The following is a 26575-nucleotide window of genomic DNA, read 5'->3' as shown; positions in this document are numbered from 1 at the left end:
CCCTGATCGCCTGATGATATGCGGGTGAGGGGGCATTGCCCCCTCGGCCTGCGGCCTCACTCCCAGGGTATTTCTGTTTAGATGAAGGCCGGATCTCTGGTTCGGGTCTCAGGGGGTAGTGCTGAACAGGAATGTCGGGAACTGAGTGAGTGCACGCTGGCCCGTGAGGGCAGACTCGCCGGTTTCGCCTGTGTGTGGGTCGTGGCATTGGCGATAGAAAGCCAGGTCTTCCGATAGTTTTTTCATGGCCGCGCTGCGGTTGTCTGCGCTCAGATAAGGTGCGTGCGTTGAGAGAAACAGCGCAGGGTTATCTTTTTCTAACCAAGGCAGCATAGAAGGCAGGACCGAAAATTCAGCGCCTTCGATATCCATTTTGACCAAAGAGACATCAGTCAGGTCGACGGATTCAGAAAATTGGTCCCAACCGATGGTAAGTGCGTCAGTGCCATGGCTTCCTTCGTGGAGCAATGATGACGTTGAATCGCCTGCCTCTCCGTGCGCTGAAGCCATTCGTGTCACTCCAAACCCATCTGACAAGGCGATGCTGAAGGCTGATACGTTTCGGATGTCGTTCAGCTCTAGGTTCCAGACCAAATGGCGGTAAGCTACTGGGTCAGGCTCAAAACACCACACATGGCGAGCGCGGCGCGCGGCATAGAGGACCGTGGGGCCGATCCATGCACCGATATCAAGATAGTCCTGCGCGGGCGACAAATATTGGTCCAGCACTGAAAATGTCTCAGGTTCCCACTCCCCGGCTGATGCCTTGCGCCAGAATTTCGAGTGGTAGGGGTCCAGACGAAAGCGCTCACCGTTCAGGTTGCCCGCATAGTATCCGCGGGCGCGATAGAACATTTTGCGCGCCTGTGTCAGCATCGCGGACCTCCGGGTTTTTGTGTCGCGGGCCTTGACCTGCGGCGGCTGTCAAAGCATTTAACCTTTGGAACCGCAACATTCATTTTCAACAGGGGGCCGACATGGCTTTTGAACTTCCTGATCTTCCTTATGCACATGACGCGCTGGCAGCCAAGGGTATGTCCGCGGAAACGCTGGAATATCACCACGACCTGCACCACAAGGCCTATGTCGACAACGGCAACAAGCTGATCGCCGGCACCGAGTGGGACGGCAAGTCGCTGGAAGAGATCATCGTCGGCACCTACGACGCAAACGCAGTGGCGCAAAACGGTATTTTCAACAACATCAGCCAGCTGTGGAATCACAACCAGTTCTGGGAGATGATGGGCCCAGGCGGCAACGCCATGCCCGGCGAGCTGGAGAAGGCTCTGACTGAAAGCTTCGGTTCGGTTGACGAATTCAAGTCGCAATTCAGCGCTGCCGGTGCTGGTCAGTTCGGTTCGGGCTGGGCATGGCTGGTCAAAAACGCAGACGGCTCGCTGGCTGTCACAAAGACCGAGAACGGCGTGAACCCCCTGTGCTTTGGTCAGACAGCACTGCTGGGTTGTGACGTATGGGAACATTCCTATTACATCGACTTCCGCAACAAGCGTCCGGCGTATCTGTCGAACTTCCTCGACAACCTGGTGAACTGGGAAAACGTCGCCTCGCGGATGTGATCGGTTGATCGGAGAGTGACATTCTTAGAGGCCTGCTTGCGAAAGTGAGTAGGCCTTTTTGTTTATTTATCCAGGACTGGCAAGAAGTCAGCAATTCTATTTAGTTTCAATGAACGGTTAGAGCCCGAAGCCGACGCAAGAAATCTTTACGTTTTTTGGGCGACGTTTGCCACTGCACTTCCGAGTAATTCGCACATAGACTACAGGGGTTTCAATTAAACGCCGAGGTATCAATATGAAAACTGTACTGCCCTGTTTGACGGTAGCTTCCGCAATCCTACTGTCTGGCCAACAAGCCGTTTCGCAGTCTTTCAACGACACAGGCGATATTCTGGCGAGATCCGCCGAGATCGAGGACATTGAATACACGATCATGGTTCAACGCGCGACGCAGGCCGCAATCTGGGGAATGCCTGCGGCTGGTATGGTGGACTTCCTGAAAGGCATTCGGCGTGACCTCGGTGGCGACTACAACGATGTCGTTTACCTGAACAAGCCCTTCGACTCTAAGCATGGCTTTTTGACAGCGAACGACGTGACCGCCTATGCATGGTCGTCGATGACATCTGAACCCGGTCCACTTGTGATCGAGGTGCCGGCGGCAACAGGCAACGTCAGCTACTTCGGAACGATTGTGAACGCCTGGGACGTGCCAATTGTCGATGTTGGGCCGGACGGCCATGACAGGGGAGAAGGGGGCAAGTACCTGATGCTCCCGCCCGGCTACGAAGGAGAGATGTCGGTCCAGGAACTGACGGATGCGGGCTATATGCCCTTTGAAACTGATACCTACGAGTACGGCTTCTCTTTCCGCCCGAGGCTGTACAACGGAGCGACGGATGCCGACGCAGCGGACTATGCGCAGACGATCAAGGTCTATTACTTATCGGAAGCGGATAACCCGCCGCCGAACACCTACCACGAAGCCTCCGAGGTTCCGTATGACTCGCTACCCTACTACAATCATACCTACTTTCAGGACCTGAACGACTACATTCAAAACAACCCGATCCGTCCGCAAGACAAGATCATGGTCAATTTCCTGAAGGATCTTGGGATCGAAAAAGGCAAACCCTTCGAACCGACGGAACGCCAAATCAAAGCTATGAACGAGGGGCTTCTATTGGCCTATGCCGCCATGCAGCGATACTTCGTTGAGCCCGGTTTAGCGACCGTTCCGCTTTGGGTCGACGAAAGCGGTGACTTGAAGTCGCAATGGCTGATCTGGGACTTTGCCGAGGGGCAAGCCGAGCTTGGCTTCCCATACGAGACCGATACCGAAGTGCTGGTCGATGATCGGGCTGGTGGAAGTTACTTCTGGATTACCTATCTGCCCAAGAATCTAGGAGGAGGCACCTTCTATCTCACTGGTCTGCGCGACAGCGCGGGAGACATGTACGACCATACTCAGACATACAAACTGAACATCCCTGCAGATACGCCCGCCGAGGATTTCTGGTCCGTGATTGTCTACTCGATGGAGACTAAGAGCTTCATCCGCAATGTGAACCCAGTCGGCCTGTCGTCGCGGGATGTAGAAACAATGCAGGTCAACGAAGATGGGTCGTATGACATCTACTTTGCTCCCGAAGCACCCGAAGGAAAGGAGGGAAATTGGATACCGACGACGGAACCGTACTTCTTACTGTTTCGACTGTACGGACCTGCTGAAGGCTGGATTGAGAGCGGCTGGGTATTGGGCGATCTTGAGAAAATTTGAACACGCCCAAGTCAGAAATCTGTCCGAGTAGCGGGTCAAAACGCGATTTCGCGTGATGTCTGCTTTGTCTGCAATGCAGACGTTGAATTTTCGCAAATATGGCTCCTAACGTGCTGATCGGCTGTCTCCGCTAATTTCATAACCCTCTCGCCGCGAGCTAGTTCACCGGTAAACTCTCGCTCATGAATTCGAATTAATCTGAACACGTATTGTACTACACCTCCCAATGCCTAGCTAATACAGGCGGAGGGAGAGAACCGCCAAGTAATTGAAAAACAAGGCTGTTGCGCGTGGGTGTCTTCATTCGCGCGAAGCTGAAATCATGGCCGCTGGGCGAGGGATCGGCACCTTAACCTTTGAAGGAGACCATTATGGCAGCACTTGAGCAGGGAACCTGGGTCATCATCGCAGACGGGGAGAAGGCTCTGGTGATGGAAAATATCACCGACGCGCAAGACCCCAATCTTGTTGTCGTTTCAGTTGAGGAACAAGACATTGTGACAGCAAAGCCGACGGATCGGGCTGGGCGCAGGTCTGATATCGGCCCCAACCAGAAATCCGCCGTGGAAGAGGACACATGGAAGGCTTACGCCAAGTCTTTGTTCGTGCAGGATGTGGCAAATCTACTGAATCGTAAGGGCCTTAAGGGTGCATACAAACGCCTGGTGTTAGTAGCCAGTCCGCATGTTTTGGGCCTGTTGCGTCGCAGATTGCACAGCAAAGTGCTCGCTAAGGTGGTAGCAGAAGTTGATAAGACGCTGACCAACCATCCGATGCACAAGGTTGAACAGATACTCAGGACTCGATTGGCCAAACCTGCCTGAAGAGAGGTGATCTGCGGGCGGTTCACACCGCCCGATTACCGTCTTTTTAATTCAGCAATCGACGAAGTTCGGACATCGCTGCCTCAGGCGTGGTGACCCAGGTAATAAACTCTGCCAGTGAAGCGTCGGCAAAGCCTTGACCAATAAGTTGCTCCAGCAATGTATGCAGCGCGTCCCAGTAGCCATCTACATTCATCACCAGAATGGGTTTGTCATGCAGACCCAACTGCCGCCATGTGAGGGCTTCGAACAACTCATCCAATGAACCAGGTCCGCCAGGCAAGACGACAACGGCATCGGCATTCATGATCATGACCTTCTTACGTTCGTGCATCGTTTCGGTCACGACAAAGCGGGTTAGGTCAGTTTTACCAACTTCGCGTTGCAACAAGTGGACAGGGATCACTCCAAAAGTATCACCATCAGATGCTTGTGCTGCACGGGCTACTTCGCCCATCAGACCCACATCTCCGGCCCCATAGACTAGCCGCCAACCTTCTTTGGCCAGTAAAGTCCCAAAGCTTTGGGCGGCGGCGGAGTAGGCGGGATTCACTCCATTGCGTGACCCGCAATACACACAGACCGATTTCTGGGACATGGGTTGGACTCTCTGCTCTTGTGTTCGGGGTTTTGACCCGTGATAGCGGGATTGATAGGTTGGCTCAACCGCTCCTGGGAATGTGTGCCAAATTGGCCAAGTACCGGGCGGAGTGAAAGGATAAGAATGAACGCCAAATCGGGAAGCGGAGGTTCTGGTACCTTCATATGGGGTCTGGTCGCCGGGCTCGTTGTGGTGCTCGTTGCGGGCGGATTATATCTGTCAGGTCTGTTTGACCGACCTCAGGAACTGGTCGAGCCAGAATCCTTTGAAACATCCGAACCTAATGTAACAGCCAAGCAGGAAGCCGAGGAACCTGCAGATATCCAGCCGGAAGAACAGACGACAGAAGCCAGCGAACCTGCGCCTGCTACGCCCGTCGAGAGCACCGAGCAAGCCGCTGTAATCGAAGAAGAGCAGGTGCAAGAGAGAGAAGAGCCGGAAACCCCGGTTCTGGCGGCGCCGGTGCTGGATCAGATATTTGTCGAACCCGATGGAAACGGATTGCTGTCCGGTAGCGCCGAACCAGGGGCCGAGGTCAAAGTTCTGCTCGACGGTGAGACTATTCATCGCTTTACTGTCGATGCAAGCGGTCAGTTCGCTGAATTCGTATCGATCCCATTTGCAGATGACGCTCGCGGGCTGGTTCTTGAAACCCGGAGTGGAGAAAGTAGCAGCCGGTCAGATGACTATCTGATCGCAGCGCTGCCAGAGCCGGTCTCGCCGGTCGATTCAGAGCCTTCTGCCGATGAGCCGGTCAAAGAAGTTGCTGAGGCGCAGACGGTGATCACCGAAACAAACGATCAGCAAGCAACCGACGAAGCCGAGACCGAAGAAAATGAACCCGAGGTTGCTGGCACCGTTTCGCCGCCCGCAGACCAGGCTGCGCCCGCGACTGAAACACAGTCCGAAACAGTTGACGTGCCTGATCAACAAGTCGCGATCCTGCGCTCGGGCGAAGAAGGGGTTGAACTACTGCAACCGCCCACCGTGCTGGACACACCGCCGGAACAGATCGCATTGGACACGATCGGGTATTCAGACGTTGGCGATGTGGAGTTGACAGGGCGCGCTCAGGACGGATCTGCAGTGCGCCTGTATCTGGACAACAAACTTGTTGCTGACCTCGAGCCTGCAACGGATGGACAGTGGCGTGGTGAGGTCGAGGGTATAGATCCCGGCGTTTACACCCTACGCGTGGATGAGGTTGCTCCGGATGGGACAGTTGTCAGTCGGCTAGAGACTCCGTTCAAACGCGAGCCCGTCGAGGCTCTGCGTGCAGCCGAAACAACCGAAGCGGGTGAAACCGCGGCGGGAACTCCTGCGATCCGCTCCGTCACGGTTCAAAAGGGCGATACACTTTGGGCGATTTCTCGGGACAGGTTCGGAGATGGTGTGTTGTACGTTAAGCTGTTTGAGGCCAACAAGGACTCGATCCGTGATCCTGACTTGATCTATCCAGGGCAGATTTTCACTATTCCTGAGTAAAAAAGACCACTGGCCCAACACCGGGCCAGGGCTATCTCTGACCGCAGTTAAGGTACGTGATGAGGCAACCATCCGCGATTCAATCCGAGCCGGACGAACAACGTTCAGGCTGGCGCACGATCCGCAAGGTAGCACCCTATCTTTGGCCTGAAGATGAGCCATGGGTCAAACGCCGTGTGGTTTGGGCGATGGCGATGCTGGTGCTGGCCAAGCTGATCGCTGTTTATACACCGATCCTGTATAAGGGCGCAGTGGATGGACTGGCGGGTGAGGGCGTGCCACCGATTGCGCTGGGTGCGATTGGTTTGACGGTTGCCTATGGGGTTGCCCGCATGATGACCGTCGGGTTCCAGCAATTGCGGGATGCGTTATTTGCACCAGTTGGTCAACGCGCGTTGCGGGCGTTGGCGCTTGAGACGTTTCAGCATATTCACCAGCTTTCGATGCGTTATCACGTGACGCGGCGTACGGGTGGTCTGAGCCGAATTATCGAGCGCGGGGTGAAGGGCGTTGAATTCCTTTTGCGTTTTCTGCTCTTCTCGATTGGGCCACTGATCCTGGAACTGCTTCTGGTGTCGGTCATACTGCTGTGGCTGTTTGATGTCTGGTATCTGGTCGTAGTCGCGGTGACGATCGCGCTCTATATTTGGTTCACATTTGCGGTGACTGAATGGCGCGTGAAGTTGCGGCGCGAGATGAATGATCAGGATACCGAAGCCAATCAGCGCGCCATCGACAGCCTTCTAAACTTTGAAACGGTTAAATATTTCAATGCCGAGATGCGCGAAGCAGAACGCTATGATGTCTCGATGAAAGGCTATGCCCAGGCTGCGCTGAAGACGGCTTATTCGCTGGCATTCCTGAATTTCGGCCAATCGTTCCTGATCACTTGTGGTCTGATCGGGGTGATGGTTCTGGCCGCCATAGGCGTGCAGAAAGGATCATTGACTGTGGGCGACTTCGTGATGGTCAACGCATACATGATCCAGATTACGGTTCCGCTGAACTTTCTGGGCACGGTTTACCGCGAGATCCGGCAGTCACTGGTGGATATGGGGCAGATGTTCGATCTGCTCGAACAACCGGCAGAAGTGACAGACAAACCTTGTGCGCCAAACCTCAAGGTAGATGGTGGAGAGGTCACGCTTGAAAACGTGCATTTCGGATATGAAGCGGATCGCGAAATCCTGAAGGGTGTATCGCTGACGGTGCCTGCCGGGCAGACCGTGGCGATTGTCGGGGCGACAGGTTCAGGTAAATCCACCATTGGGCGGCTGCTGTTCCGGTTCTATGACGTCACAGGCGGCGCATTGAAGATCGACGGACAGGACGTGCGCGATGTCAGCCAATCGAGCCTGCATGCCTCGATCGGGGTGGTTCCGCAGGATACGGTTCTGTTCAATGATACGATCCGCTACAACATCGCCTATGGGCGCGAAGGGGCCACCCAGGCGGATGTTGAGGCGGCTGCCAAAGCCGCGCAGATTCACGATTTCATCGTCAGTCTGCCCGAAGGGTATGACACCAAGGTCGGTGAACGTGGCTTGAAATTATCAGGTGGTGAAAAACAACGCGTTGGTATCGCCAGAACGCTTCTGAAAAACCCGCCGATCTTGTTGCTGGACGAGGCGACCTCGGCCTTGGATACGGAAACCGAGCAAGACATCAAAGACGCTCTGGCACGTGCAGGGGAGGGCCGGACGGTGATCACTATCGCTCATCGTCTTAGCACAATTGCCGAAGCAGACCGGATTGTTGTGCTTGAGCGAGGTGAGATCATCGAGCAGGGCACGCATGATGAGTTGCTGGGGCATGAGGGACGATATGCCCAGCTGTGGAGCCGTCAGCAATCCGACAGCCAAGCGGCCTGAGCCCAACGGCCCTTACAACTGATGATTGTGCGGATCAGTTTATAAGAAAATCGGTCGCTGCGATACGGTTTTCCGTTTGACGCGGGCCCGCCGCCGCGACACTGTGCGGGCCGAAACAAAGACAAGGGATAACCTTATGAAAATGCGAGCGGCGGCGGTGTTGGCTGCAACACTAATGATGGCGACTTCGGCAGCAGCTGAGGATCTGGAATTCTTGATCATCAACTCAACCAGCTATGATCTGGTTGAGTTCAACGTGTCTCCGGCCTCGTCCGGCAGCTGGGAAGGCAATCTGCTTGAGGGTGGCTATCTGGGTGCGGATTACGAAGTGGGCGTCCTCATCGCGGACGGGCTAACCACCTGTGTCTATGACATCCGCGGTGTTTTCAGCGACGGAGAATCGATTGAAGACTATGGTCTGAACCTGTGCGATCTGGGCGAATACGCGTTCGTCGAATAACACTTCTGCCAGAAACGGTAAGGCGAGCCCGAGGGCTCGCCTTTTTTTATTCCGCCGCCTTCAGCGGGGTTGTTGGCGGATGATCTGGCCGGTCGTCCAGAGCGCTCTGATCAGGGGCAACTCTGTCCGGTTCATCGGTCCAGATCATCTCGGCTGCTTGCACATCTCGCGCGCTTTGGCCGATTGCCATGTCCTGCGCGATCTGGCTGGACCGTCCCGCCGTGGCGCGCGCCAGCGCCCTACCCAGCCATACCGCGTAGGTTGTGACCCACACCCGTAGCGCCAGGAATGAAGGCGTGACGATCAGCGTCAGCACCGTGGCCGTGCCGAGGCCAAAGACCACCGCCGTCGCCAGCTGTTTCCACCACAGAGCCGTAGGGCTATCGATCGAATATCCGCCACCGATGAAATCCAGCGATAGGCCGAACATCATTGGCGTCAGACCCGCCATGGTCGTCAACGTGGTCAACAGAACCGGACGGATACGCGCCTCGGCGGTGCGGACGATGGCATCGATACGCGACATGTAACCGCTGTATTCCTGATAGGTGTCAATCAGAACGATGTTGTTGTTCACAACGATACCAGCCAAGGCGACGATCCCGGTCCCGGTCATGATGATCGAGAACGGTTGTTGCATGACCATCATGCCCAGCAACACGCCGGTGGTAGACAGAACCACGGCCAGCAGCACCAGCACCGAGTTGTAGAATGAGTTGAACTGCGCCAGCAGGATCACGAACATCAGACCCAAAGCAGCCAGAAACGCGCTGGAGAGGAAAGCCTGGCTTTCGGCCTGATCTTCCTGATCACCCGTCCACTCCCACGCGATGGTGCGGCCGAACGGGTCGGTCTGCAGCCATTCGGTCAGTACAGCAATCCGTTCGTTCGGATTGATCAGGGCAAACCGAGCGTCACCGCTTTCGATGGCGGCCCGCACCTCGCCCACATTCTCGGCGCCCGTCAGCTTCACGAGTTCGAACTCGGCTCCGTCCATATTGGTGATCGTGGTGCCAGTTGGCGTGGAACCTTCGCCAATCGCGCGCACGGTGGCCAGACGCAGTTCTGTGCCGTCCGGGCCAGTGGTCACGATCTTGCTCAGCCCCGGTTCGACATCCGCTTTCACGTCATAGTAACGCTGTTGATCCACGCGATTGATCTCGGCAAGCTTAGCCACCGGTTTGCGGGTGACAAAGTTCGACAGGGGGACCAACCCGTCCGGTGTACGAACTTTCAGCGTATCCAGCGTCGACAAGACGCGATCCTGATCGGGCAGGCGGACGCGGATTTCGACCTCTTCGTCTGTGGAATCCGGACGCATTTCACCCAGCAGGATGCCGCGCGTCACAAGCTGTACCATCGCTCCTACGGTTGCGACGTCAGCGCCGAACCGGCCGGCTTTCGCCACGTCCACGTCGATCTGCCAATCGATACCGGGCAGGGGCAGGGTGTCCTCGATCTTGATCAGGCCGGGGGTGGTGTCAAACGCCTCGCGCGCTGTGAGCGTGGCCGCGGTCAATTCCTCCCAGCTATCGCCCTTGATCCGCAGATGAACGGGCTTCGCCGAGGCGGGACCTTGTTCCAGTGCCTGAATATCAACGATGAAGCCGGGAAGAGTTGCTAACTCTGCGGTGAGTTCTTCCAGAACAAAATTGCCGTCATATTCGGCTGCAACTTCCTCCTTTGCAAAGCCGAGCAGACCAGCAATCGGTCCCCAGAACCAACCGGTAATCTGCTCAGAGCTGATTGGGCGATCTTCCCAAGGAATGAGCTCGAACTGCACACGGCCAATGGTGTCGGCTGGGGCTTCTGCTCCGCCATTGTTCTGATTCAGGCCGCCTTCGCCCGCAAAGGCAAATACGTTGATCACTGCCGGATGTTCACTGATGACGCGTTCGGCCTGAAGAACCATCTCGTCTTTTTCAGCCAGAGACAGGTTGCCGCGCGCCCGAACATAGGCTGTAGCCTGTTCCGGTTCGCTCTCGACGAAGAATTCTACACCGCGCGAGTTCTGCGGGAACAGGATGAACGCGATCCAGAATACCGCCGCAAAGACTACTGCGATTGATACCACCGGCATGACCGGATTGCCGACCAGGAACTTGATCACGTAACCAAAGGGCGTGTGCTCTTTTGTGGTATGCACATGTTCATCCGGGGTCCGTTCGATCTTGGCAGCGCTCAGCGTGACCGACCCGGCGAAGGCGCCGAACAGGAACAACAGCACACCCGCGAATGAACCACCGGGCAGCAGGTAGTTGGGGTTCAATACCTGCATCGCGCCGAGGAAGATCATGTACAGAGAAGGCGGCACCAGTAGCGCCCGCAGCCACCACGGCGCGCGTGCCCGCAGCCAGTTCGAACTGCGCTCGAAGCTGCGGCTCATACGGCCCGACACACCGCCCACGACCGGCAGGTAGATCAGTGCTACGATCAGCGAAGCCGACAGAACGAAGATCAGCGTGATCGGCAGCATCTTCATGAACTCGCCGGGAATACCGGGCCAGAACAGCATCGGCAGGAAGGCGCACAAAGTTGTGGCGGTTGATGAGACAATCGGCCAGAACATCCGCTGCGCCGCCTCGACATAGGCGTGCATCGGGCCGACGCCTTCTTTGATGCGCTTGTCGGCATATTCCACCACAACGATGGCACCATCAACAAGCATACCCACTGCAAGGATCAGGCCGAACATCACCATATTCGAGATTGTGACCCCGATCATCGCCAGAAAGGCGAAGCACAACAGGAACGATGTCGGGATCGCAAAGCCCACCAGCAACGCGGCGCGCGTTCCAAGAGATGCCAGAACCACGATCATCACAAGCGCGACGGCGGTCAGAACCGACCCCTCAAGCTGACGCACCATCGAATCGACGATGCGGCTTTGGTCGTTCGAGGTGCCTACATCAACTGCGGCCTGCAACTCGGCTGGCCAATTGGTCTGAGCCTCTGCGACGGTGGATTTGATCAGCGCGACGGTGTCGATCAGATTGAAGCCCTTGCGCTTGACGACCTGCAGCGCGACTGTGGATTCTCCGTTGAACCGGGCCGTGCCTGCGCGGTCCTCAAAAGTATAGTTAATCTCGGCCAGTTCACCCAAGGTGACCACGCGGTCGCCATTGACCTTGACGGGCAGGCCATAGACGTCTTGTGCAGTCTTGAATGACGAAGGGATCTTGACCGAGAACGTGCCCTGCTCGGTTTCAACCTCACCCGCCGCGATCAGTTGGTTGTTGTTCTGCACAACGTTGATCAGTTCAGCGGCCGTGACGTTGTACGCCTCAAGCCGGAGCGGGTCGATCACGACCTCAAGCATTTCATCGCGGTTTCCGGCAATGCCCGCCTCAAGCACCGCATCCAACGCCTCAAGCTCGTCCTGCAGGTCTTTGGCAACGCGCGCCATAGTGCGCTCGGGGACCGGTCCGGTCAGGTTAACAATTACGATGGGGAACTCTGAGAAGTTGACCTCGGTAATCGTATACTGCTCGGCCCCATCAGGGAAATCAGCTTGTGCGCTGTTCATGGCGTCGCGCACATCGGCGATGGTGGCGGATTTGTCCCAACCGAACTCGAATTCCAGCAGAACGCCCGCGTAGCTTTCAGCAGCAGTGGCGGTCATCGAATCTAGCCCGTCGAGATCGGCCATCTCGGTTTCCATCGGCTTGATCAGTAGGCTCTCGCTATCCTCCGCCGAGATGCCCGGAAACTGGACCGATACAAATAGCATCGGGATATCGATATCCGGCTCACCCTCTTTCGGCAGCCCTACATAAGCATATCCGCCGATAACCAGCGAGATCGCGATGAAAGCCAGAACCATTCTGGCTCGGCTTGCGGCCCAACTGACGATACCCGTCATTGCGATGCTTCCCTGTAGGTCGGCGCAACGGTTACGCCGCGTGTCACGAATTCCTGACCGATCACGATAATATCGGCGGATTCTGGCAGGCCGCCAACCCAAACACCCTCGGCAGTGTCGCGCAGCAGGCGGATCGGGACGAAATCGACAACGTTGTCAGCGACAACGGTGCGTACACCAAGTTCGCCCTCATTGTTCAGGGTCAACGCGGATTGCGGCAGCAGATGTGCTTTGACGCCCTCGGCAGCGATTTGGATATTGGCGGTCTGGCCATCACGGATCAGAAGTTCCGGGTTGGGAACGGTGATTTCCACCTCGAACGTGCGGGTGGTTTCATCGGCCGAGCGGCTCAGGAAGGTGACGCGCCCTTCGACCTGCAAGCCTGTGACCAGTTGTGCAGACGCCATCGAACCGACGATAATCCGGTTCACTTCGGTTTCAGGCACAAAAGCCACCAACTTGATTGGGTCGAGCTGGATAATGGTCGCACACAGCGAACCGGGCTGCATCAGGCTGCCCAATTCCGCGGTATCGCTTTCCAGCAGCCCCTTAAACGGTGCCTCGATAGTGAGGCGATCCATCTCGCGTTGGGCGGCCGCAACCGCTGCAGTGGCGGCTTCAATGCCCGCTTGCGTTGATTCCAGACCAGCCTCAGCGGATTTGATGCCAGCCTCGGCGGTGCTCATTTCGGCCTCGCTCGAGATGCGGCGCGTTTCCGAACCGAACCCGGTTTCAGACAGCTTGCGCGCTGCTTTCAGATTGATTTCAGCCTCGGCCAGACGAGCATGAGCCTCTTCGATACGTGCTTCGGCTTCGGGGACACGGCTTTCGGCCTCAAGTTTTGCAGCCATCGCTTCGGCCAGACTTGCGGGGCGGGTGCCGGGATCCAGCTCACACAGTAGATCACCCGCTTCGACAAATGCGCCTTTGCGTTTAGGTTCGGACACGACGGTCGAGATCGTCTCAGCCAGTACCTCGACCTGGCGATTTGCCTTGGTTTGACCGCGCAACTGGACCGCACTGCCGATTTCGCGCGCAGTCGAACGCACCACGACAACACCTATCGCATCCGGAGCAGGCACTGATTCCGAAACCTCAGTTGCGGCTTCAGCAGGCTCATCCCCGCGACCAGCGAACGCAAAAAGCGTGTCGCGTTCGAATACAAGAAAATACAACGCAATAATAACCAAAACAGCGTTAACGAATGAAATCAATCGCATGCGGTACAATCTCCAGATCTGTTCGCGCGGCTGGCTTTCGCCTCTATCACTTGAAATGGGGTAATAGACACGGCTTTTCCATACTGAACTGAATAGTTCGGTTTAGTTTTTTTCGCAAGGGCCATGCGGATGCGGGCAAATGTGTGGATTCGAGCACTTGGCTTGGCCTGAACGGCGCGGTATGACATGGCGCTAGAAAACCGGACACTTAAGCCTGGGGGCAGGGATGAGCGACGTCGACAGTTTTATTGATGAGGTCACCGAAGAGGTGCGCCGCGATCGCATGTACCTGCTATTGCGCCGATGGGGTTGGGTGGGTGTTGTCGCTGTCGTTGCTATTGTAGGTGGCGCGGCATTCAACGAATACCGCAAGGCGCGCGATACAAACCAGGCCGAAGCTCTGGGTGATGCGATTCTGTCTGCTTTGTCTCAGAACGCATCCGATGAACGCGCAGCCAGCCTGCGAGCGGTCGATGCCTCATCTGCGGGAGGTGACGCGGTTCTGAATATGTTATTGGCTGCATCGCAGGCCGATGCAGGGTCGCAACAGGATGCTGTGAACAGCCTGAACGCGATCGCTACACAGGGGGATTTGCCAGAAATCTACCGGGCGATTGCAAGCTTCAAGGCGTTGCTGCTGCAAGCCGACACGATGCCCGTCGCAGATCGCCGTCAACAATTCGAGGCGCTTGCGATACCCGGTGCGCCTTTGCGCTTGCTTGCCGAGGAGCAACTGGCCCTGATTGATGTGACCGAGGGAAGTACACAGGCTGCGTTGGATCGCTTGCAGGCTTTGCGCCAGGACGCCGAAGCCAGCGCCGATCTACAGCAACGCGCAGCCCAACTGATCATTGCGCTTGGGGGTGTGCCCGAGCCTGTCGCAACCCAGCAGGGTTGACCCGGCAGCGAAACGGAACATCACAGGCGAGTTTGTCGAATATGGTAACACGTTATTTCTCACGCTTTGGATTGGTCGCCGCGGCAGTTTCCTTGACTGCGCTGAGCGCGTGTCAGGAACCAGAGGTTATTTTGCCCGGTGAGCGTGAGGATATTCGCGCCGCCGTTGACAACGAAACCGTTGAAACACGTGGCGCCAAGCCAATTAGCATTCCGGCCCAAAGCCGGAACGCGAACTGGTCGCAAAGCCCAGGCACCCCTGAATTTCGCACTACAAATGCCGCATTGAACCCCACGCCACAGCGTATCTGGTCAGCCAACATTGGTTCCGGCGACAGCCGGAAACAGCGGATTACTGCAGACCCGGTTGTTGCTGGTGGTTTGATTTATACGCTCGATTCCGGTGCGACTGTTTCGGCGGTGACGCCACAGGGGCAAGTTGCCTGGAGCACCAATCTGATTCCACCGAATGAAAAAGACGTCGATGCCACGGGGGGCGGGCTCGCTTACGCCGATGGTGTGCTGTACGTCTCATCGGGTTTTGGTCGTTTGACCGCGTTAGATGCTAAAACAGGCGCTCAAAAGTGGCAAAAGCGTTTGAATGCAACCGGCAGTGGCGCGCCTTTGGTCAGTGGCGGGATTCTCTATCTGGTGGCCGGGGACGAGACCGGCTGGGCGGTGAACACAAAGGACGGCCGGATCATTTGGCAGATTGACGGCACTCCGAGCGTCGGGAACGTTTTGGGTGCACCAGCGCCGGTCATCGCTTCGGACCTGTCGGTTTTTGCATTTGGGTCGGGTGACATTGCCGCGACTTTTCGCCGGGGAGGCATCTTGCGTTGGAACGCATCTGTAGCGGGTGGCCGCCGGGGTCGCGCGGCGGCTCAGATCGTAGACGTGACAGCCGGGCCTATGGTGTCTGGCAATTCGATCCTGATCGGCAACCACTCGGGTCGTACGGTTTCCTTTGATACTGGTTCAGGTGAGCGGAACTGGACCGCTCTGGAAGGTGCGGTTGATACGGTCTGGCCAGCAGGAAACAGTGTATTCCTGATCAGCGATCGCAGCCAACTGGTGCGTCTGGACGCAGCGGATGGCTCGATTGTCTGGGCAATCGATCTGCCCGGATTCGTCAAGAACAAGCCGGGCCGTCGGGGTCCGATCTTTGCTCATTACGGCCCGATCATGGCCGGAGGGCGGCTGGTTGTAGCTTCGAACGATGGGTATCTACGCTTCTTCAATCCAGCTGACGGCGCGTTGGTCCATCAGATCGAAGTGCCGGGCGGCGCGACCACTGCGCCGGTTGTGGCGGGTCAGACGCTCTATGTCGTTTCGACCAAGGGCGAATTGCACGCTTTCCGTTGACGACAAGATGCGCTAAAGGGCGCTTCTTGAGTCTTGAAAGATGAGAACATGTCGCTGACCCTCGCCATTGTGGGGCGCCCGAATGTGGGCAAATCCACCCTATTCAATCGCCTCGTGGGCAAACGTCTGGCTTTGGTCGACGACCAGCCTGGCGTGACACGTGATTTGCGCGAAGGCGAGGGCCGTTTGGGAGATCTGCGCTTTACTGTGATCGATACGGCGGGTCTTGAGGACGCGACCGATGACAGCCTGCAGGGCCGGATGCGGCGACTGACCGAGCGTGCTGTGGACATGGCTGATGTTTGCTTGTTCATGATCGACGCGCGGGTAGGGCTTACGCCGACCGATGAAATGTTTGCTGATATCCTGCGCAAAAAATCCAAGCATGTGATCCTTGCCGCCAATAAGGCCGAAGGCAACGCGGCCGATGCGGGTGTGCTTGAGGCATACAACCTTGGTCTTGGCGAACCGGTGCGCCTGTCTGGCGAGCATGGCGAGGGGATGACCGATCTCTATGCCCAACTTATGCCACTGGCGGATGCGGCGGCGGAAACGGCACAGGACGACAGCCCCGAAATTGATATCGAACTGGACGAGGATGGCGAGGGTGAAGCCCCTTTGATCACGGCTGATAAACCTCTGCAGGTGGCTGTGGTTGGGCGGCCAAATGCCGGTAAATCCACTTTGATCAACAAGATCATCGGGGAAGATCGTCTGCTGACCGGCCCCGAGGCCGGGATTACCCGTGACGCTATCAGCTTGCGGATCGATTGGGCTGACCCTGATGGCGACAGCACACCGATGCGGATCTTCGACACAGCAGGGATGCGCAAGAAGGCCAAGGTGCAGGAGAAGTTGGAGAAGCTCTCGGTCTCGGATGGTCTGAGGGCGGTCAAGTTTGCCGAAGTCGTCGTGGTTCTGTTGGACGCGGCCATCCCGTTCGAACAGCAGGATCTGCGGATCGCCGATCTGGCTGAACGCGAAGGCCGCGCCGTGGTCGTCGCCGTGAACAAGTGGGACATCGAGGACAACAAGCAAGAAAAACTTCGTGACCTGAAAGAGTCGTTTGACCGTTTGTTGCCACAACTGCGTGGTGCGCCTCTGATCACGGTATCGGCCAAAACAGGTAGGGGGCTGGAGCGTTTACGCGCCGCGATCCTGCGTGCTCATGACGTTTGGAACCGCCGCGTGCCGACCGCAGCGCTGAACCGTTGGCTGACCGCCATGCTGGAACAGCACCCGCCTCCAGCGCCGCAGGGTCGTCGGATTAAGCTGCGTTATATGACTCAGGCCAAGACGCGCCCACCGGGGTTCGTCGTGATGTGCTCGCATCCCGACAAGATGCCCGCAAGCTACAACCGCTATCTGGTCAATGGGTTGCGCGAGGATTTTGACATGCCGGGCACCCCGATACGCCTGACTTTGCGTGGGCAGGGCGACAAGAACCCCTACAAGGGCCGTCGCAAGAAGAACGCAGGCGCCTTGGCCAAGCATCTCAAGGGACGCGCGTAACCGCGCTAATTTTCAGCATTTTCAGTGAGGGGGCGTGACAGCCCCGTTTCCGCGCGCTAGCATTCAAGTGCGTGCATTTGTATTTGCACGTGCTGCTTGATTGCGGGTTTGCCGCACGTAATTTGAGTTTGAGATTGGTCGGACCACCCTGGGGAGCGGGCGTGATGGATCTGAGAGAATATACAAGACAATACGCGGTACAGGACAATACGCTTGCCGCCCTTAGCTATTTCGGAACATTTGCGGTGTATTTCGCATCGCTGGCTTTGGCGATCACGTATGTGGACCAGTGGTATGTCATGATTCCGGCAGGGATCGTTTTTGCCTTTTCTGCAGTCCGTCTATACGTGCTGCAGCATGATTGCGGTCACCATTCGCTGTTTGAAACCCGTCTGCAAAACGAATGGGCTGGCCACGGATTGTCGCCATTTACCTTCGCCCCGTTCGAAGTGATGAAGCAGAACCATAATCTGCACCATGCTGGGATCGGAAACCTCGAACATCGCGAGACAGGTGAAATTCACACAATGACGCTGCGCGAATGGAACGAAGCCGATTGGAAAACGCGTCTGTTTTATAGGCTTTACCGGAACCCGTTCATTCTTGTGCCGATTGGTGCTTTGTTCACCTACTTCATTCGCTATCGCTGGCCCAAGAATACTGTTCGGTTTGGGGTGATGGGTGTACTGCTGCATAACCTCTCAATTATCGTGTTTCTGGGACTGCTTTACCTGATTGCAGGCGCCACCGGTATTTTAGTCTGGTTGGTCTTTTCTCTGCTCGGGGGCATGCTTGGTGTGTTTCTAGTGTATCTGCAGCATAATTTCGAAGACACCTATTGGGACCGACGTCCTGAGTTGGACCCCAAGCTAGCAGCGCTGGAAGGATCATCGGCATTGGATTTCGGTTGGTGGTTTGACAATGCCGTAGCTTGCATCACCTTGCACGACATTCACCACTTCAATGCGCGCATTCCGTCCTATCGTCTGCGCGCGTGCCACTATAACTTACCCCCGGAATACACGCCGCGTCGGATCAAATTTCCCGAAGCAGTGGCGGCACTGAACCTGAAGCTTTGGGATGAGGAAGCCAAACGCCTTGTCCCATTCCCTAACAGAACCGAACAGCACCGGCTGGCCGAAAGCGGTTAACGTTACAAATGCTGTCACTCTCTCTACTTTTTCGTCAATGCCAAAACATTTACGTTGCCAAGGGGAGACAACGAAAGGAACCGACATGACCGCAGTTACCGACGTGAGTGGGGTAGGGCCAACGCTGGAGCGGACGCTGAATTCAAAGGGCTTCAAAACAGCAGAAGCCTTAGCAAAGGCCAAACCTGAAGACATGCTTGGTATTCCGCGCGTCGGTATTGCCCGCGCAACCAAGTTGATCGCAGCGGCGAAGGCTGTTGCAGGTGCCAAGCCTAAGGCCGCGGATCGTGCACCAGCACGCGGCTCAACCACGCAAAAGCCAGCAGCAAAGCAATCTGCGGTACGTCGGGCAACTGCAAAAAGCAATGCCGCCGCGAACAAGGCCGAGGCCGAGCGAAAAGCCACAGAAGAACGCCTTGCGGCGGAGAGAGTCGCTGCCGAGGCCAAGGCGAAGAAAAAGGCAAAGGCCAAAGCCAAGGCTGAGAAGGCTGCGAAGAAGAAATCCGAAATGGAAGCAGCATTTTCCAAAGCCAAGGAAAAGGTCAAGGAAAAGTCCAAGAAGGGCAAGAAAGACAAAAAGCCCAAAAAGGACAACAAGAAGAAGGACGCTAAGAAGAAGTCTGACAAAAAGTCCGGCAAAACGTCTGAAAAAAAATCTGGTAAGAAGAGCAATAAGAAAAAGGCGAAGAAGTAACTCTTCTTCGCCTTGTCAATCGGGAACCGGCATCATCGATGCCGGTTTTGTTATACCAGTTTACCGTCGATCTGTAGCGTAAGCTTGCCGCCCAGATAGGAGCCCAAGGCTTCAGGCAGGGTCACCGTGCCATCTGCGTTTTGGCCATTCTCAAGCACGGCGATCAGGCAGCGCCCGACAGCCAGACCAGACCCGTTCAAGGTGTGAACATATTCCGGCTTACCGCCAGCTTCTGGCCGGAAGCGTGCGTTCATGCGACGGGCCTGGAAATCACCGCAGGTCGAAACCGAACTGATCTCGCGATAGGTGTCCTGACCGGGTAGCCAAGCCTCGATGTCATAGGTGCGACGTGCGCCAAAGCCCATATCGCCTGTGCACAGAATGACGGTGCGATAGGGGATGCCCAGTTTTTCCAGAATGCCTTCGGCGCAGCGCAGCATGCGTTTTTGCTCGTCGTCCGATTTGTCCGGATGCGTGACCGAGACCATCTCAACCTTTTCGAACTGGTGCTGACGCAGCATCCCGCGCGTGTCCCTGCCTGCCGAGCCCGCTTCGGACCGGAAGCACAGGGAATGCGCGGTATAACGGCGGGGCAGATAGCTTTCCTCGATCATCGTGTCGTTGACGATGTTAGTTAGCGACACTTCGGAGGTTGGGATCAACCACCAGCCCTCGCGGGTCTGATAGCTGTCCTCGCCGAATTTCGGTAGCTGGCCAGTGCCTTGCATCATTTCCGAGAGAACCAGAACCGGGCCGTTAACCTCGGTCAGCTCGTTCTCATTGATATGCGTGTCCAGCATGAATTGCGCCAGAGCGCGATGGATGCGCGCGACGCCGCCCGAGAGCAGCACAAAGCGCGAACCAGAGAGTTTGGCAGCCGTCTCAAAATCCATACCGTTCTGAACGGCTTCGATTTCAAAATGCTCTTTCGGGGCAAAATCCAGTTCACGCGGCGTGCCCCAGCGGCTGATCTCGACATTGTCATTCTCATCCGCGCCCTCGGGCACATCCTCTGCCGGCAGGTTGGCGATACGGATCAACTGGTCGGTCAGCAGAGCGTCCAGGTCCTTGGCTTCGGTCTGCATCCGGGCCACTTCGGCCTTTTTCTCGGCCACCAGCGCGCGCAGACGTTCGAATTCGGCCTCATCGCCGCGCCCTTTGGCGGCACCAACCTCTTTGGAGGCCTTGTTTTGCTCCGCCTGCGCCGTCTCGGCCGCGAGGATTTTCGCGCGGCGGCTTTCGTCTAGCCTCAGCAGGTCTGACGACACCGGCGCGTCCCCACGGCGCGCAAGGGCGGCGTCGAAGGCGGCTGGGTTTTCGCGAATGGCGCGGATGTCGTGCATGGTTCAGATCCTTAAATGCGTGAATCACTGAAACCGCTTATGCACCATCTGAAAGGAAGGGTGTAGCGCCGGTTACGACTTATCCGCTTCGTCGTGCGTTTCATGTGCCAGATGGCCATCCCACTCTTCCGCTGGGATCTTCGGCTCGGGCGGATCAGCCATGTACGAAGGTGTCATGATTTGCACCTTGTTTTCGTTGAACACGGCAACGATGTTGCGATGCAAATCCGAGCGGATCTTCGGGATGATACTGCCCCGTGTGCTATATCCGTTGATCTGATAATTGATCGCGTAATCCGCCAAAGCAGTCCACAAAACAAAGGGTTCGGGTTTGGCTTTGATGCTCTTGGTACGATGTGCGGCCTCGATCAGCATCGCTTCGACCTTCTCGGGCGGTTCTTCATATCCGATCCCAACCGTTGTATGTAGCAGCAACCCATTGCCATCGGTTTTTTTCGAGAAGTTCACCACGTCCGAATTCATCAATTGCGCGTTCGGGATCGAGATCAGCTCATTCTTGATCGACTTCAGATGTGTCTCCATCAGCTTGATCTGCACTACATCTCCGATGTGGTCTCCGATCTGGATACGGTCCCCGAGCGAAGTCGAGCGGCGATAAATCACGAAAAGCCCCGCCAGCATATTCGAGACCACCGAGTTCGCGCCCAGCGAAAGCATCGCGCCGACAAGGATAGTCAGTCCCTGAAAGGCCGCAGAGTCTGATCCGGGAATGTAAGGGACAGCAAAGACCAGTGCGATCAGTATCACAACAACCCGGGCAATGTTAAACGTGGGGCCAATCCAGTGTTTCTCGAAATCGCCAAGATCGAACGATCCCGCTTCGACTGCGTCAAAGAACACGCGCATTCCCCGGATGATATACATCGTTATCCAGGTGATAAGCACCAGCATGATCAGGTTCGGGAAATAGCTGAGGATACCCTTGAAGATCAGCAGGACCGGCTCGGTCAGGTAGGTCAGCAGCAATTGCGCAAAGTATCGCGTTTCGGCAAAGGCCAGCAGAACGAAGGAGAGATAGTAATAGAAGCCAAGGAAAAAGATCACCAGCAATACGAAATTCAGGGCATACCGGATCAATGCCGCTATGGCCTCGGCCTGGACGCTCTTGGCGGTCGCGGTTTCGACGTTTTTGAGATAGCGTTTAACCAGTTTAAGCGTCCGCCGCCTGATGCGTCGGTGTAACCAGAGAATGATGACAACGAATAACGCGAAGCCGAGCGTCCAGGCCAGGGCCTCGATAGCACCCGAAACGCGTGCTTGTTCCGTGCGATTGGCGCGGTAGTTTTCGATCGCCTGTTCAATAGCTTGGCCGTGCAATAACCCGAGAACATTCAGATCCATTTGTTCAAGTTCGGAATCCGCATCGGTCACGATCGAAACCTGGATGCCATCGGCAAATATCCGGATCCCGAATTCAGAGTCCTCGAAGGTTATCGAAACTTTCTTTGCATCCGAGGATTCGGCTACTTCTATGATCTTGTTCTGAACACCCTCCGCCCGCTCGTTTGCGGGCAAAGCGCTGGAGCCGCGCACATGAAACAGGGTATCGCCATCAACGATAACTGGAGCCTGAAAGGTCTGTGTTTCAGAATCCTCTGTGTTTTGTTCTTCTCCGATTACGTTCTGTGACCAAAGTGGTGGTGCCAAGAGACAAAGAGAAACCGTCAAAAGGATTAGGCGAATAAACTTGCCAAAGGTCTGGATTAATTGAATCATTGGGCCCCCCTGGCCACAACTATATCCGACTTGCCGGGGCTGCCTAGAACATATCTGCAACGTCCCGCATCAATCCTGTGCACTTGATAGGTGAATTGCAGATGCGTTTGCTTGCAAACGTCTGAACCAAAGCATAGGTTCGCGCCAACTTTGCAGAGAGCCCTCTGCATTACCAGAACAAAGGAATATGTCATGGAAGGTGGCGCAATCGCCCAGTTTCTCCCGTTGATCCTGATTTTCGGGATCATGTATTTTCTGCTGATCCGCCCGCAGCAGAAGAAGATGAAGGAACATCAGGCCATGGTCGAAGCCGTGCGCAGGGGTGATCAGGTTGTCACGCAAGGTGGGCTGATCGGCAAGGTGTCCAAGGTCAAGGAAGGCGATAACGAGATTGAGGTCGAGATTGCAGAAGGCGTGAAGGTTCGCGTGGTCAAATCGACCATCGCTCAGGTTCTGAACAAGACCGAACCGGCGAAGTAACTTCGCGCGTCAAATCCTTGAAAAGGCAGGGTAATGCTGCAAATTGATTCCTGGAAACGGGTCCTGATATGGTCGGTCTGCGTGATCGGCCTACTGTTGGCCCTGCCGAATGCGTTCTATACACGCGTTGAGCAATCGAATGATGCCAAAGCCGCAATTGAGCTTGGCATCGATACACCTGAGATGCAGGCGGAGGCGGCGCAATGGCCGAACTGGCTGCCTTCATCACTTGTCAATCTGGGTCTCGATTTGCGCGGCGGCGCGCATCTGCTGGCTGAAGTTAAGGTTGATGACGTCTACGAATCTCGGATGGAGGCGATGTGGCCCGAAATCCGCGATGCGTTGCGCGATGAGCGCGCCACTGTTGGCACCATTCGCCGACAAGACTCGGCCCCTGATGAGATTCGCGTGGGCATTAGTCAGCCCGAAGGTATGTCGCGTGCGCTGGAAGTCGTGCGCGGTCTGGCGCGTCAGGTGCAAACACTGACCGGGGTTGGGGCCACTGACATCGAAGCCCGCGCTGAAGGAGATACCATTGTCGTACAATTGTCCGAGGCTGAAAAGCTTGCCTCGGATGACCGTACGGTGCGTCAGGCGCTTGAGATTATTCGTCGCCGCATCGACGAAGTCGGCACGCGAGAACCGACAATCCAACGCCAAGGTGCTGACCGGATACTGATACAGGTGCCGGGCATCGGTAGCGCAGGTGAGTTGAAAGACATTATCGGCACCACGGCTCAGCTGACGTTCAACCCCGTGGTGGGGCGCGGTACTGATCCTGACGCCATCGCGGGTGTGGGTGAAGAAGTTGTTCCTTCGATCGATGAGGACGGGGTTTATTACACCTTGGAATCAGCGCCGGTGGTAACCGGGGAAGAGCTGGTCGACGCACAACCGTCATTCGATCAGAACGGACGCCCTGCGGTCAGCTTCCGTTTCAATACTTCTGGTGCCCGCAAGTTTGGTGACTACACGCTAGAAAATATCGGCGCGCCGTTCGCCATTGTTTTGGATGATGAGGTGATCTCGGCCCCTGTAATCCAAAGCCATATTCCTGGCGGTTCCGGCATCATCACCGGTAACTTCACGGTTGAGGAAAGCACCAATCTGGCGGTCCTGCTGCGTGCGGGGGCCTTGCCTGCGGGCCTGGAATTTCTTGAAGAGCGCACCATCGGCCCGGAGCTGGGGCAAGACAGCATCGATGCGGGTAAAGTCGCTACCATTGTGGCGTTTGTCGCAGTATTGGTGTTCATGGCGCTCAGCTATGGCCTGTTTGGCATCTTCGCCAATATTGCGCTGATCCTGAATGTGGGCTTGCTCTTCGGACTGCTCTCTTTGATCGGTGCGACGCTGACCCTTCCAGGGATCGCTGGGATCGTACTGACGGTCGGTATGGCTGTGGACGCCAATGTGCTGATCTTTGAACGCATTCGCGAAGAACTGAAATCTGCCAAAGGCCCTGCGCGCGCAATCGAGCTGGGCTATGAAAAGGCGCTTTCGGCCATTCTGGACGCGAACGTAACCACATTCATCACCGCAACCATTCTGTTTGCCATGGGTAGCGGGCCGGTACGCGGGTTCTCCATTACACTTGGTCTGGGTATTCTGACCTCGGTCTTCACCGCGATCTTTGTAACGCGCCTGATGATCGTAATCTGGTTCGAACGCCGCCGTCCGAAAACGATCGAGGTTTGACATGAGACTGAAACTCGTACCGCAAAACACCTCGTTCGATTTCTTCAGCCGCTGGAAGATCTGGCTGGGTATTTCGGGCCTGATGATGGTAATTGCGTTTACCTCGTTCCTTCTGCAGGGGCTGAACTTCGGCATCGACTTCCGCGGGGGCACCACGATCCGCACGCAATCCGCGCAAGAGATCGACGTGGGCGCCTATCGCGACGCCATCGCGCCGCTGGAACTTGGCGACGTGACCATCACGGAGATTTTCGATCCGACATTTGGCGAGGATGAAAACGTCGCGATGATCCGTATTCAGGCACAGGATGGAGCCGAAGCTGTGTCTGCAGCAATCGTGACCGCCGTTGAAGAAGCATTGACTGTTGCCGCGCCGGACATTCAGTTCGTTTCGGTCGAATCTGTGGGCCCCAAGGTCTCGGGTGAGTTGATCCAGACCGCAGTGATTGCTGTCGCCTTGGCCATCGGTGCGGTGCTTGTCTATATCTGGCTCCGGTTCGAATGGCAGTTTGCTCTGGGTGCGGTCGCCGCGCTGGTGCATGACGTGATCCTGACAATTGGTATCTTCTCGGAACTGCAAATTCGCTTTGACCTGGCCATCATCGCGGCGCTCCTGACCATTGTCGGCTATTCGCTGAATGACACCGTGGTTGTCTTTGACCGCGTTCGCGAAAACCTTCGCAAATACAAGAAGAAAGACCTCAAAGAGGTTTTGAATATCTCGATCAATGAAACGCTCAGCCGGACGGTGATGACCTCGGTGACCACGCTGCTGGCGCTGATCTCGCTTTACGTGCTGGGCGGTGACGTGATCCGCGGCTTCGTCTTCGCGATGATTTGGGGCGTGATTGTCGGGACCTATTCGTCGGTCTTCGTGGCCTCGACCATCCTGCTGTGGCTGGGGGTCAAACGCGACTGGTCGAAGCCCTCGAATACGGCGGGCAACCAGTTTGCCAACATCGATGCCTGAGTATTTCGGCCAGACCCCAACCGGTCTGGCCGTTATCATTTTCGCTGCCTTTGTTGGGGGCATCGTGCGCGGTTTCTCCGGCTTTGGCACGGCCCTGATATTCCTACCCATCGCCAGCCCCTATCTTGGCCCCTTCGGTGCCATCATCGCGCTGACAGTCATGGACATATTTGGCCCGATCCCGAACCTGCGCCGCGCATGGACGGTTGTCGACAAGGCAGATCTGATGCGCCTTTTGGTCGGGTGTGCGCTATTTCTACCGGTTGGCTTATGGCTGCTGACCCGGACCGATCCCGAAGTATTTCGCTATCTCGTCAGCCTGATTTCTTTGTCGATGCTGGCCGTTCTAGTTTTTGGTCTGCGCTATCGCGGGACGGTGCGGCGCCGCATGGTTGTGGCAATTGGCGGGGCAGCGGGGCTACTCGGTGGAGTGGCCGGGATTCCCGGACCAGCTGTAATCCTGTTCTACATGTCGCGTCCATTGCCGGTTGAGATAATCCGCGCGACGATCCTGCTGTTCCTGTTTGTTTTCGATTTGCTGATCCTTGGATACCTCGGCGGGATGGGGCGTCTTTCGATGGCGAGCATCGGATTGGGCCTCGCGCTGGCGATCCCCAACATCGCCGGTAACTGGCTGGGGGGCTGGATGTTCCGACCCGAACATGAAAGGCCGTACCGCGCCGCAGCCTATCTGGTGATCGCAACAGCGGCCTTGTCCGGCCTGCTGCTTTGGGGCTAGAACCCCGCACATGCGTTTGAACGAGATCACATATACAAACGCCCAACCCGTCGATGGCTATGGACCTGGCTTCTTTCGGATCGGGGGGCAGGTTTATGACGGGGCAGTCTTGACGGGCCCCACTGGCACATCGGCCTGGACGGGTTACTCCGACGCCCAGGCGTTGCTGGCCTTGTCCGAACATGTCGACGTTCTGTTCATCGGTACGGGCAAAGACCTGACCCACATCCCCGCCGACCTGCGTACCACATTGGAAGAGGCGGGGCTGGGTGTCGAAATCATGAACTCTCCGGCTGCCTGCCGCACCTACAACGTGCTGCTTTCCGAAGGCCGCCGCGTTGCGCTTGCGCTAATTCCGGTCTGAGGTTCTGT

22 protein-coding genes are annotated in these 26575 nt (G+C 56.4%); 16 read left to right on the top strand and 6 right to left on the bottom strand.

All coding sequences use genetic code 11. From position 1 onward, the window contains the following. Positions 1–108 precede the first annotated feature (108 nt). Positions 109–876, bottom strand: a complete 768-nt coding sequence (locus tag ACR0DU_RS11250; protein ID WP_480874579.1) for an FkbM family methyltransferase — start codon at positions 874–876, stop codon at positions 109–111. Between the two features lie 101 nt (positions 877–977). On the opposite strand from ACR0DU_RS11250, the gene ACR0DU_RS11245 reads away from it, so the two are divergent. From ACR0DU_RS11245 to ACR0DU_RS11235, 3 genes are all read left to right on the top strand, one after another. Next, positions 978–1577, top strand: a complete 600-nt coding sequence (locus ACR0DU_RS11245) for a superoxide dismutase (protein WP_113789565.1) — start codon at positions 978–980, stop codon at positions 1575–1577. 235 nt (positions 1578–1812) lie between these two features. Next, entirely contained in the window at positions 1813–3297 is a 1485-nt protein-coding gene (locus ACR0DU_RS11240; RefSeq protein WP_480874577.1) for a DUF1214 domain-containing protein, read from the top strand. 371 nt (positions 3298–3668) lie between these two features. After that, entirely contained in the window at positions 3669–4121 is a 453-nt protein-coding gene (locus ACR0DU_RS11235) for a baeRF12 domain-containing protein (protein ID WP_480874575.1), read from the top strand. Between the two features lie 46 nt (positions 4122–4167). On the opposite strand, the gene ACR0DU_RS11230 is transcribed toward ACR0DU_RS11235, so the two are convergent. Beyond that, positions 4168–4719: an LOG family protein gene (locus ACR0DU_RS11230; RefSeq protein ID WP_480874573.1), complete on the bottom strand. Its 552-nt coding sequence runs from the start codon at positions 4717–4719 to the stop codon at positions 4168–4170. Positions 4720–4845: 126 nt separating this feature from the next. On the opposite strand from ACR0DU_RS11230, the gene ACR0DU_RS11225 reads away from it, so the two are divergent. From ACR0DU_RS11225 to ACR0DU_RS11215, 3 genes are all read left to right on the top strand, one after another. Then, complete coding sequence (locus ACR0DU_RS11225) at positions 4846–6207, top strand: LysM peptidoglycan-binding domain-containing protein (protein ID WP_480874570.1); 1362 nt, start codon at positions 4846–4848, stop codon at positions 6205–6207. Positions 6208–6266: 59 nt separating this feature from the next. Further along, positions 6267–8078, top strand: coding sequence for an ABCB family ABC transporter ATP-binding protein/permease (locus ACR0DU_RS11220; protein ID WP_480874567.1), 1812 nt, complete (start codon positions 6267–6269; stop codon positions 8076–8078). 136 nt (positions 8079–8214) lie between these two features. Beyond that, the gene (locus ACR0DU_RS11215; RefSeq protein WP_010442032.1) at positions 8215–8538 is read left to right on the top strand and encodes a hypothetical protein; all 324 of its coding nucleotides are present in this window, start codon (positions 8215–8217) and stop codon (positions 8536–8538) included. A gap of 46 nt (positions 8539–8584) precedes the next feature. On the opposite strand, the gene ACR0DU_RS11210 is transcribed toward ACR0DU_RS11215, so the two are convergent. Both ACR0DU_RS11210 and ACR0DU_RS11205 read right to left on the bottom strand, forming a co-directional pair. After that, entirely contained in the window at positions 8585–12400 is a 3816-nt protein-coding gene (locus tag ACR0DU_RS11210; RefSeq protein ID WP_480874566.1) for an efflux RND transporter permease subunit, read from the bottom strand. Then, positions 12397–13620 carry an efflux RND transporter periplasmic adaptor subunit gene (locus tag ACR0DU_RS11205; RefSeq protein WP_010442034.1) on the bottom strand — a complete coding sequence of 408 codons (1224 nt, stop codon included), beginning with the start codon at positions 13618–13620 and terminating at the stop codon, positions 12397–12399. The genes ACR0DU_RS11210 and ACR0DU_RS11205 overlap by 4 nt, the downstream gene beginning before the upstream one ends. Positions 13621–13846: 226 nt before the next feature. On the opposite strand from ACR0DU_RS11205, the gene ACR0DU_RS11200 reads away from it, so the two are divergent. The 5 genes from ACR0DU_RS11200 (at position 13847) to ACR0DU_RS11180 (ending at position 19239) form a co-directional block, all read left to right on the top strand. Beyond that, complete coding sequence (locus ACR0DU_RS11200; protein WP_170540696.1) at positions 13847–14518, top strand: hypothetical protein; 672 nt, start codon at positions 13847–13849, stop codon at positions 14516–14518. 41 nt (positions 14519–14559) lie between these two features. Continuing rightward, entirely contained in the window at positions 14560–15882 is a 1323-nt protein-coding gene (locus ACR0DU_RS11195; RefSeq protein ID WP_010442036.1) for a PQQ-like beta-propeller repeat protein, read from the top strand. A 48-nt stretch (positions 15883–15930) separates the two neighbouring features. After that, entirely contained in the window at positions 15931–17394 is a 1464-nt protein-coding gene (der, locus tag ACR0DU_RS11190) for a ribosome biogenesis GTPase Der (protein ID WP_480874561.1), read from the top strand. A gap of 164 nt (positions 17395–17558) precedes the next feature. After that, positions 17559–18545 carry a fatty acid desaturase gene (locus tag ACR0DU_RS11185; protein WP_480606663.1) on the top strand — a complete coding sequence of 329 codons (987 nt, stop codon included), beginning with the start codon at positions 17559–17561 and terminating at the stop codon, positions 18543–18545. A gap of 37 nt (positions 18546–18582) precedes the next feature. Continuing rightward, complete coding sequence (locus tag ACR0DU_RS11180) at positions 18583–19239, top strand: helix-hairpin-helix domain-containing protein (protein ID WP_480874558.1); 657 nt, start codon at positions 18583–18585, stop codon at positions 19237–19239. Positions 19240–19289: 50 nt separating this feature from the next. Here the strand turns inward: ACR0DU_RS11180 and serS are convergent, their stop codons facing one another. Together serS and ACR0DU_RS11170 are read right to left on the bottom strand one after the other, a co-directional pair. Beyond that, positions 19290–20582 carry a serine--tRNA ligase gene (serS, locus tag ACR0DU_RS11175; protein WP_480874555.1) on the bottom strand — a complete coding sequence of 431 codons (1293 nt, stop codon included), beginning with the start codon at positions 20580–20582 and terminating at the stop codon, positions 19290–19292. A gap of 72 nt (positions 20583–20654) precedes the next feature. Further along, entirely contained in the window at positions 20655–22319 is a 1665-nt protein-coding gene (locus ACR0DU_RS11170; RefSeq protein WP_480874552.1) for a mechanosensitive ion channel family protein, read from the bottom strand. A 192-nt stretch (positions 22320–22511) separates the two neighbouring features. On the opposite strand from ACR0DU_RS11170, the gene yajC reads away from it, so the two are divergent. The 5 genes from yajC to ACR0DU_RS11145 are packed head-to-tail and all read left to right on the top strand — an operon-like array spanning position 22512 to position 26567. Beyond that, the gene (gene yajC / locus ACR0DU_RS11165; protein ID WP_010442042.1) at positions 22512–22799 is read left to right on the top strand and encodes a preprotein translocase subunit YajC; all 288 of its coding nucleotides are present in this window, start codon (positions 22512–22514) and stop codon (positions 22797–22799) included. A 33-nt stretch (positions 22800–22832) separates the two neighbouring features. After that, positions 22833–24494, top strand: coding sequence for a protein translocase subunit SecD (gene secD / locus ACR0DU_RS11160; protein ID WP_480874550.1), 1662 nt, complete (start codon positions 22833–22835; stop codon positions 24492–24494). 1 nt (position 24495) lies between these two features. Further along, positions 24496–25464, top strand: a complete 969-nt coding sequence (gene secF / locus ACR0DU_RS11155) for a protein translocase subunit SecF (protein WP_010442044.1) — start codon at positions 24496–24498, stop codon at positions 25462–25464. Continuing rightward, positions 25457–26203: a TSUP family transporter gene (locus ACR0DU_RS11150; protein ID WP_480874547.1), complete on the top strand. Its 747-nt coding sequence runs from the start codon at positions 25457–25459 to the stop codon at positions 26201–26203. Before secF ends, ACR0DU_RS11150 begins: the two co-directional genes overlap by 8 nt. 10 nt (positions 26204–26213) lie before the next feature. Then, complete coding sequence (locus ACR0DU_RS11145) at positions 26214–26567, top strand: Mth938-like domain-containing protein (RefSeq protein WP_480874545.1); 354 nt, start codon at positions 26214–26216, stop codon at positions 26565–26567. The last annotated feature ends 8 nt before the right edge of the window (positions 26568–26575 follow it).

The sequence above is a fragment of the Ruegeria sp. G2 genome (genome assembly GCF_056533505.1).
This window is presented reverse-complemented; position numbering and strand designations above follow the sequence as displayed.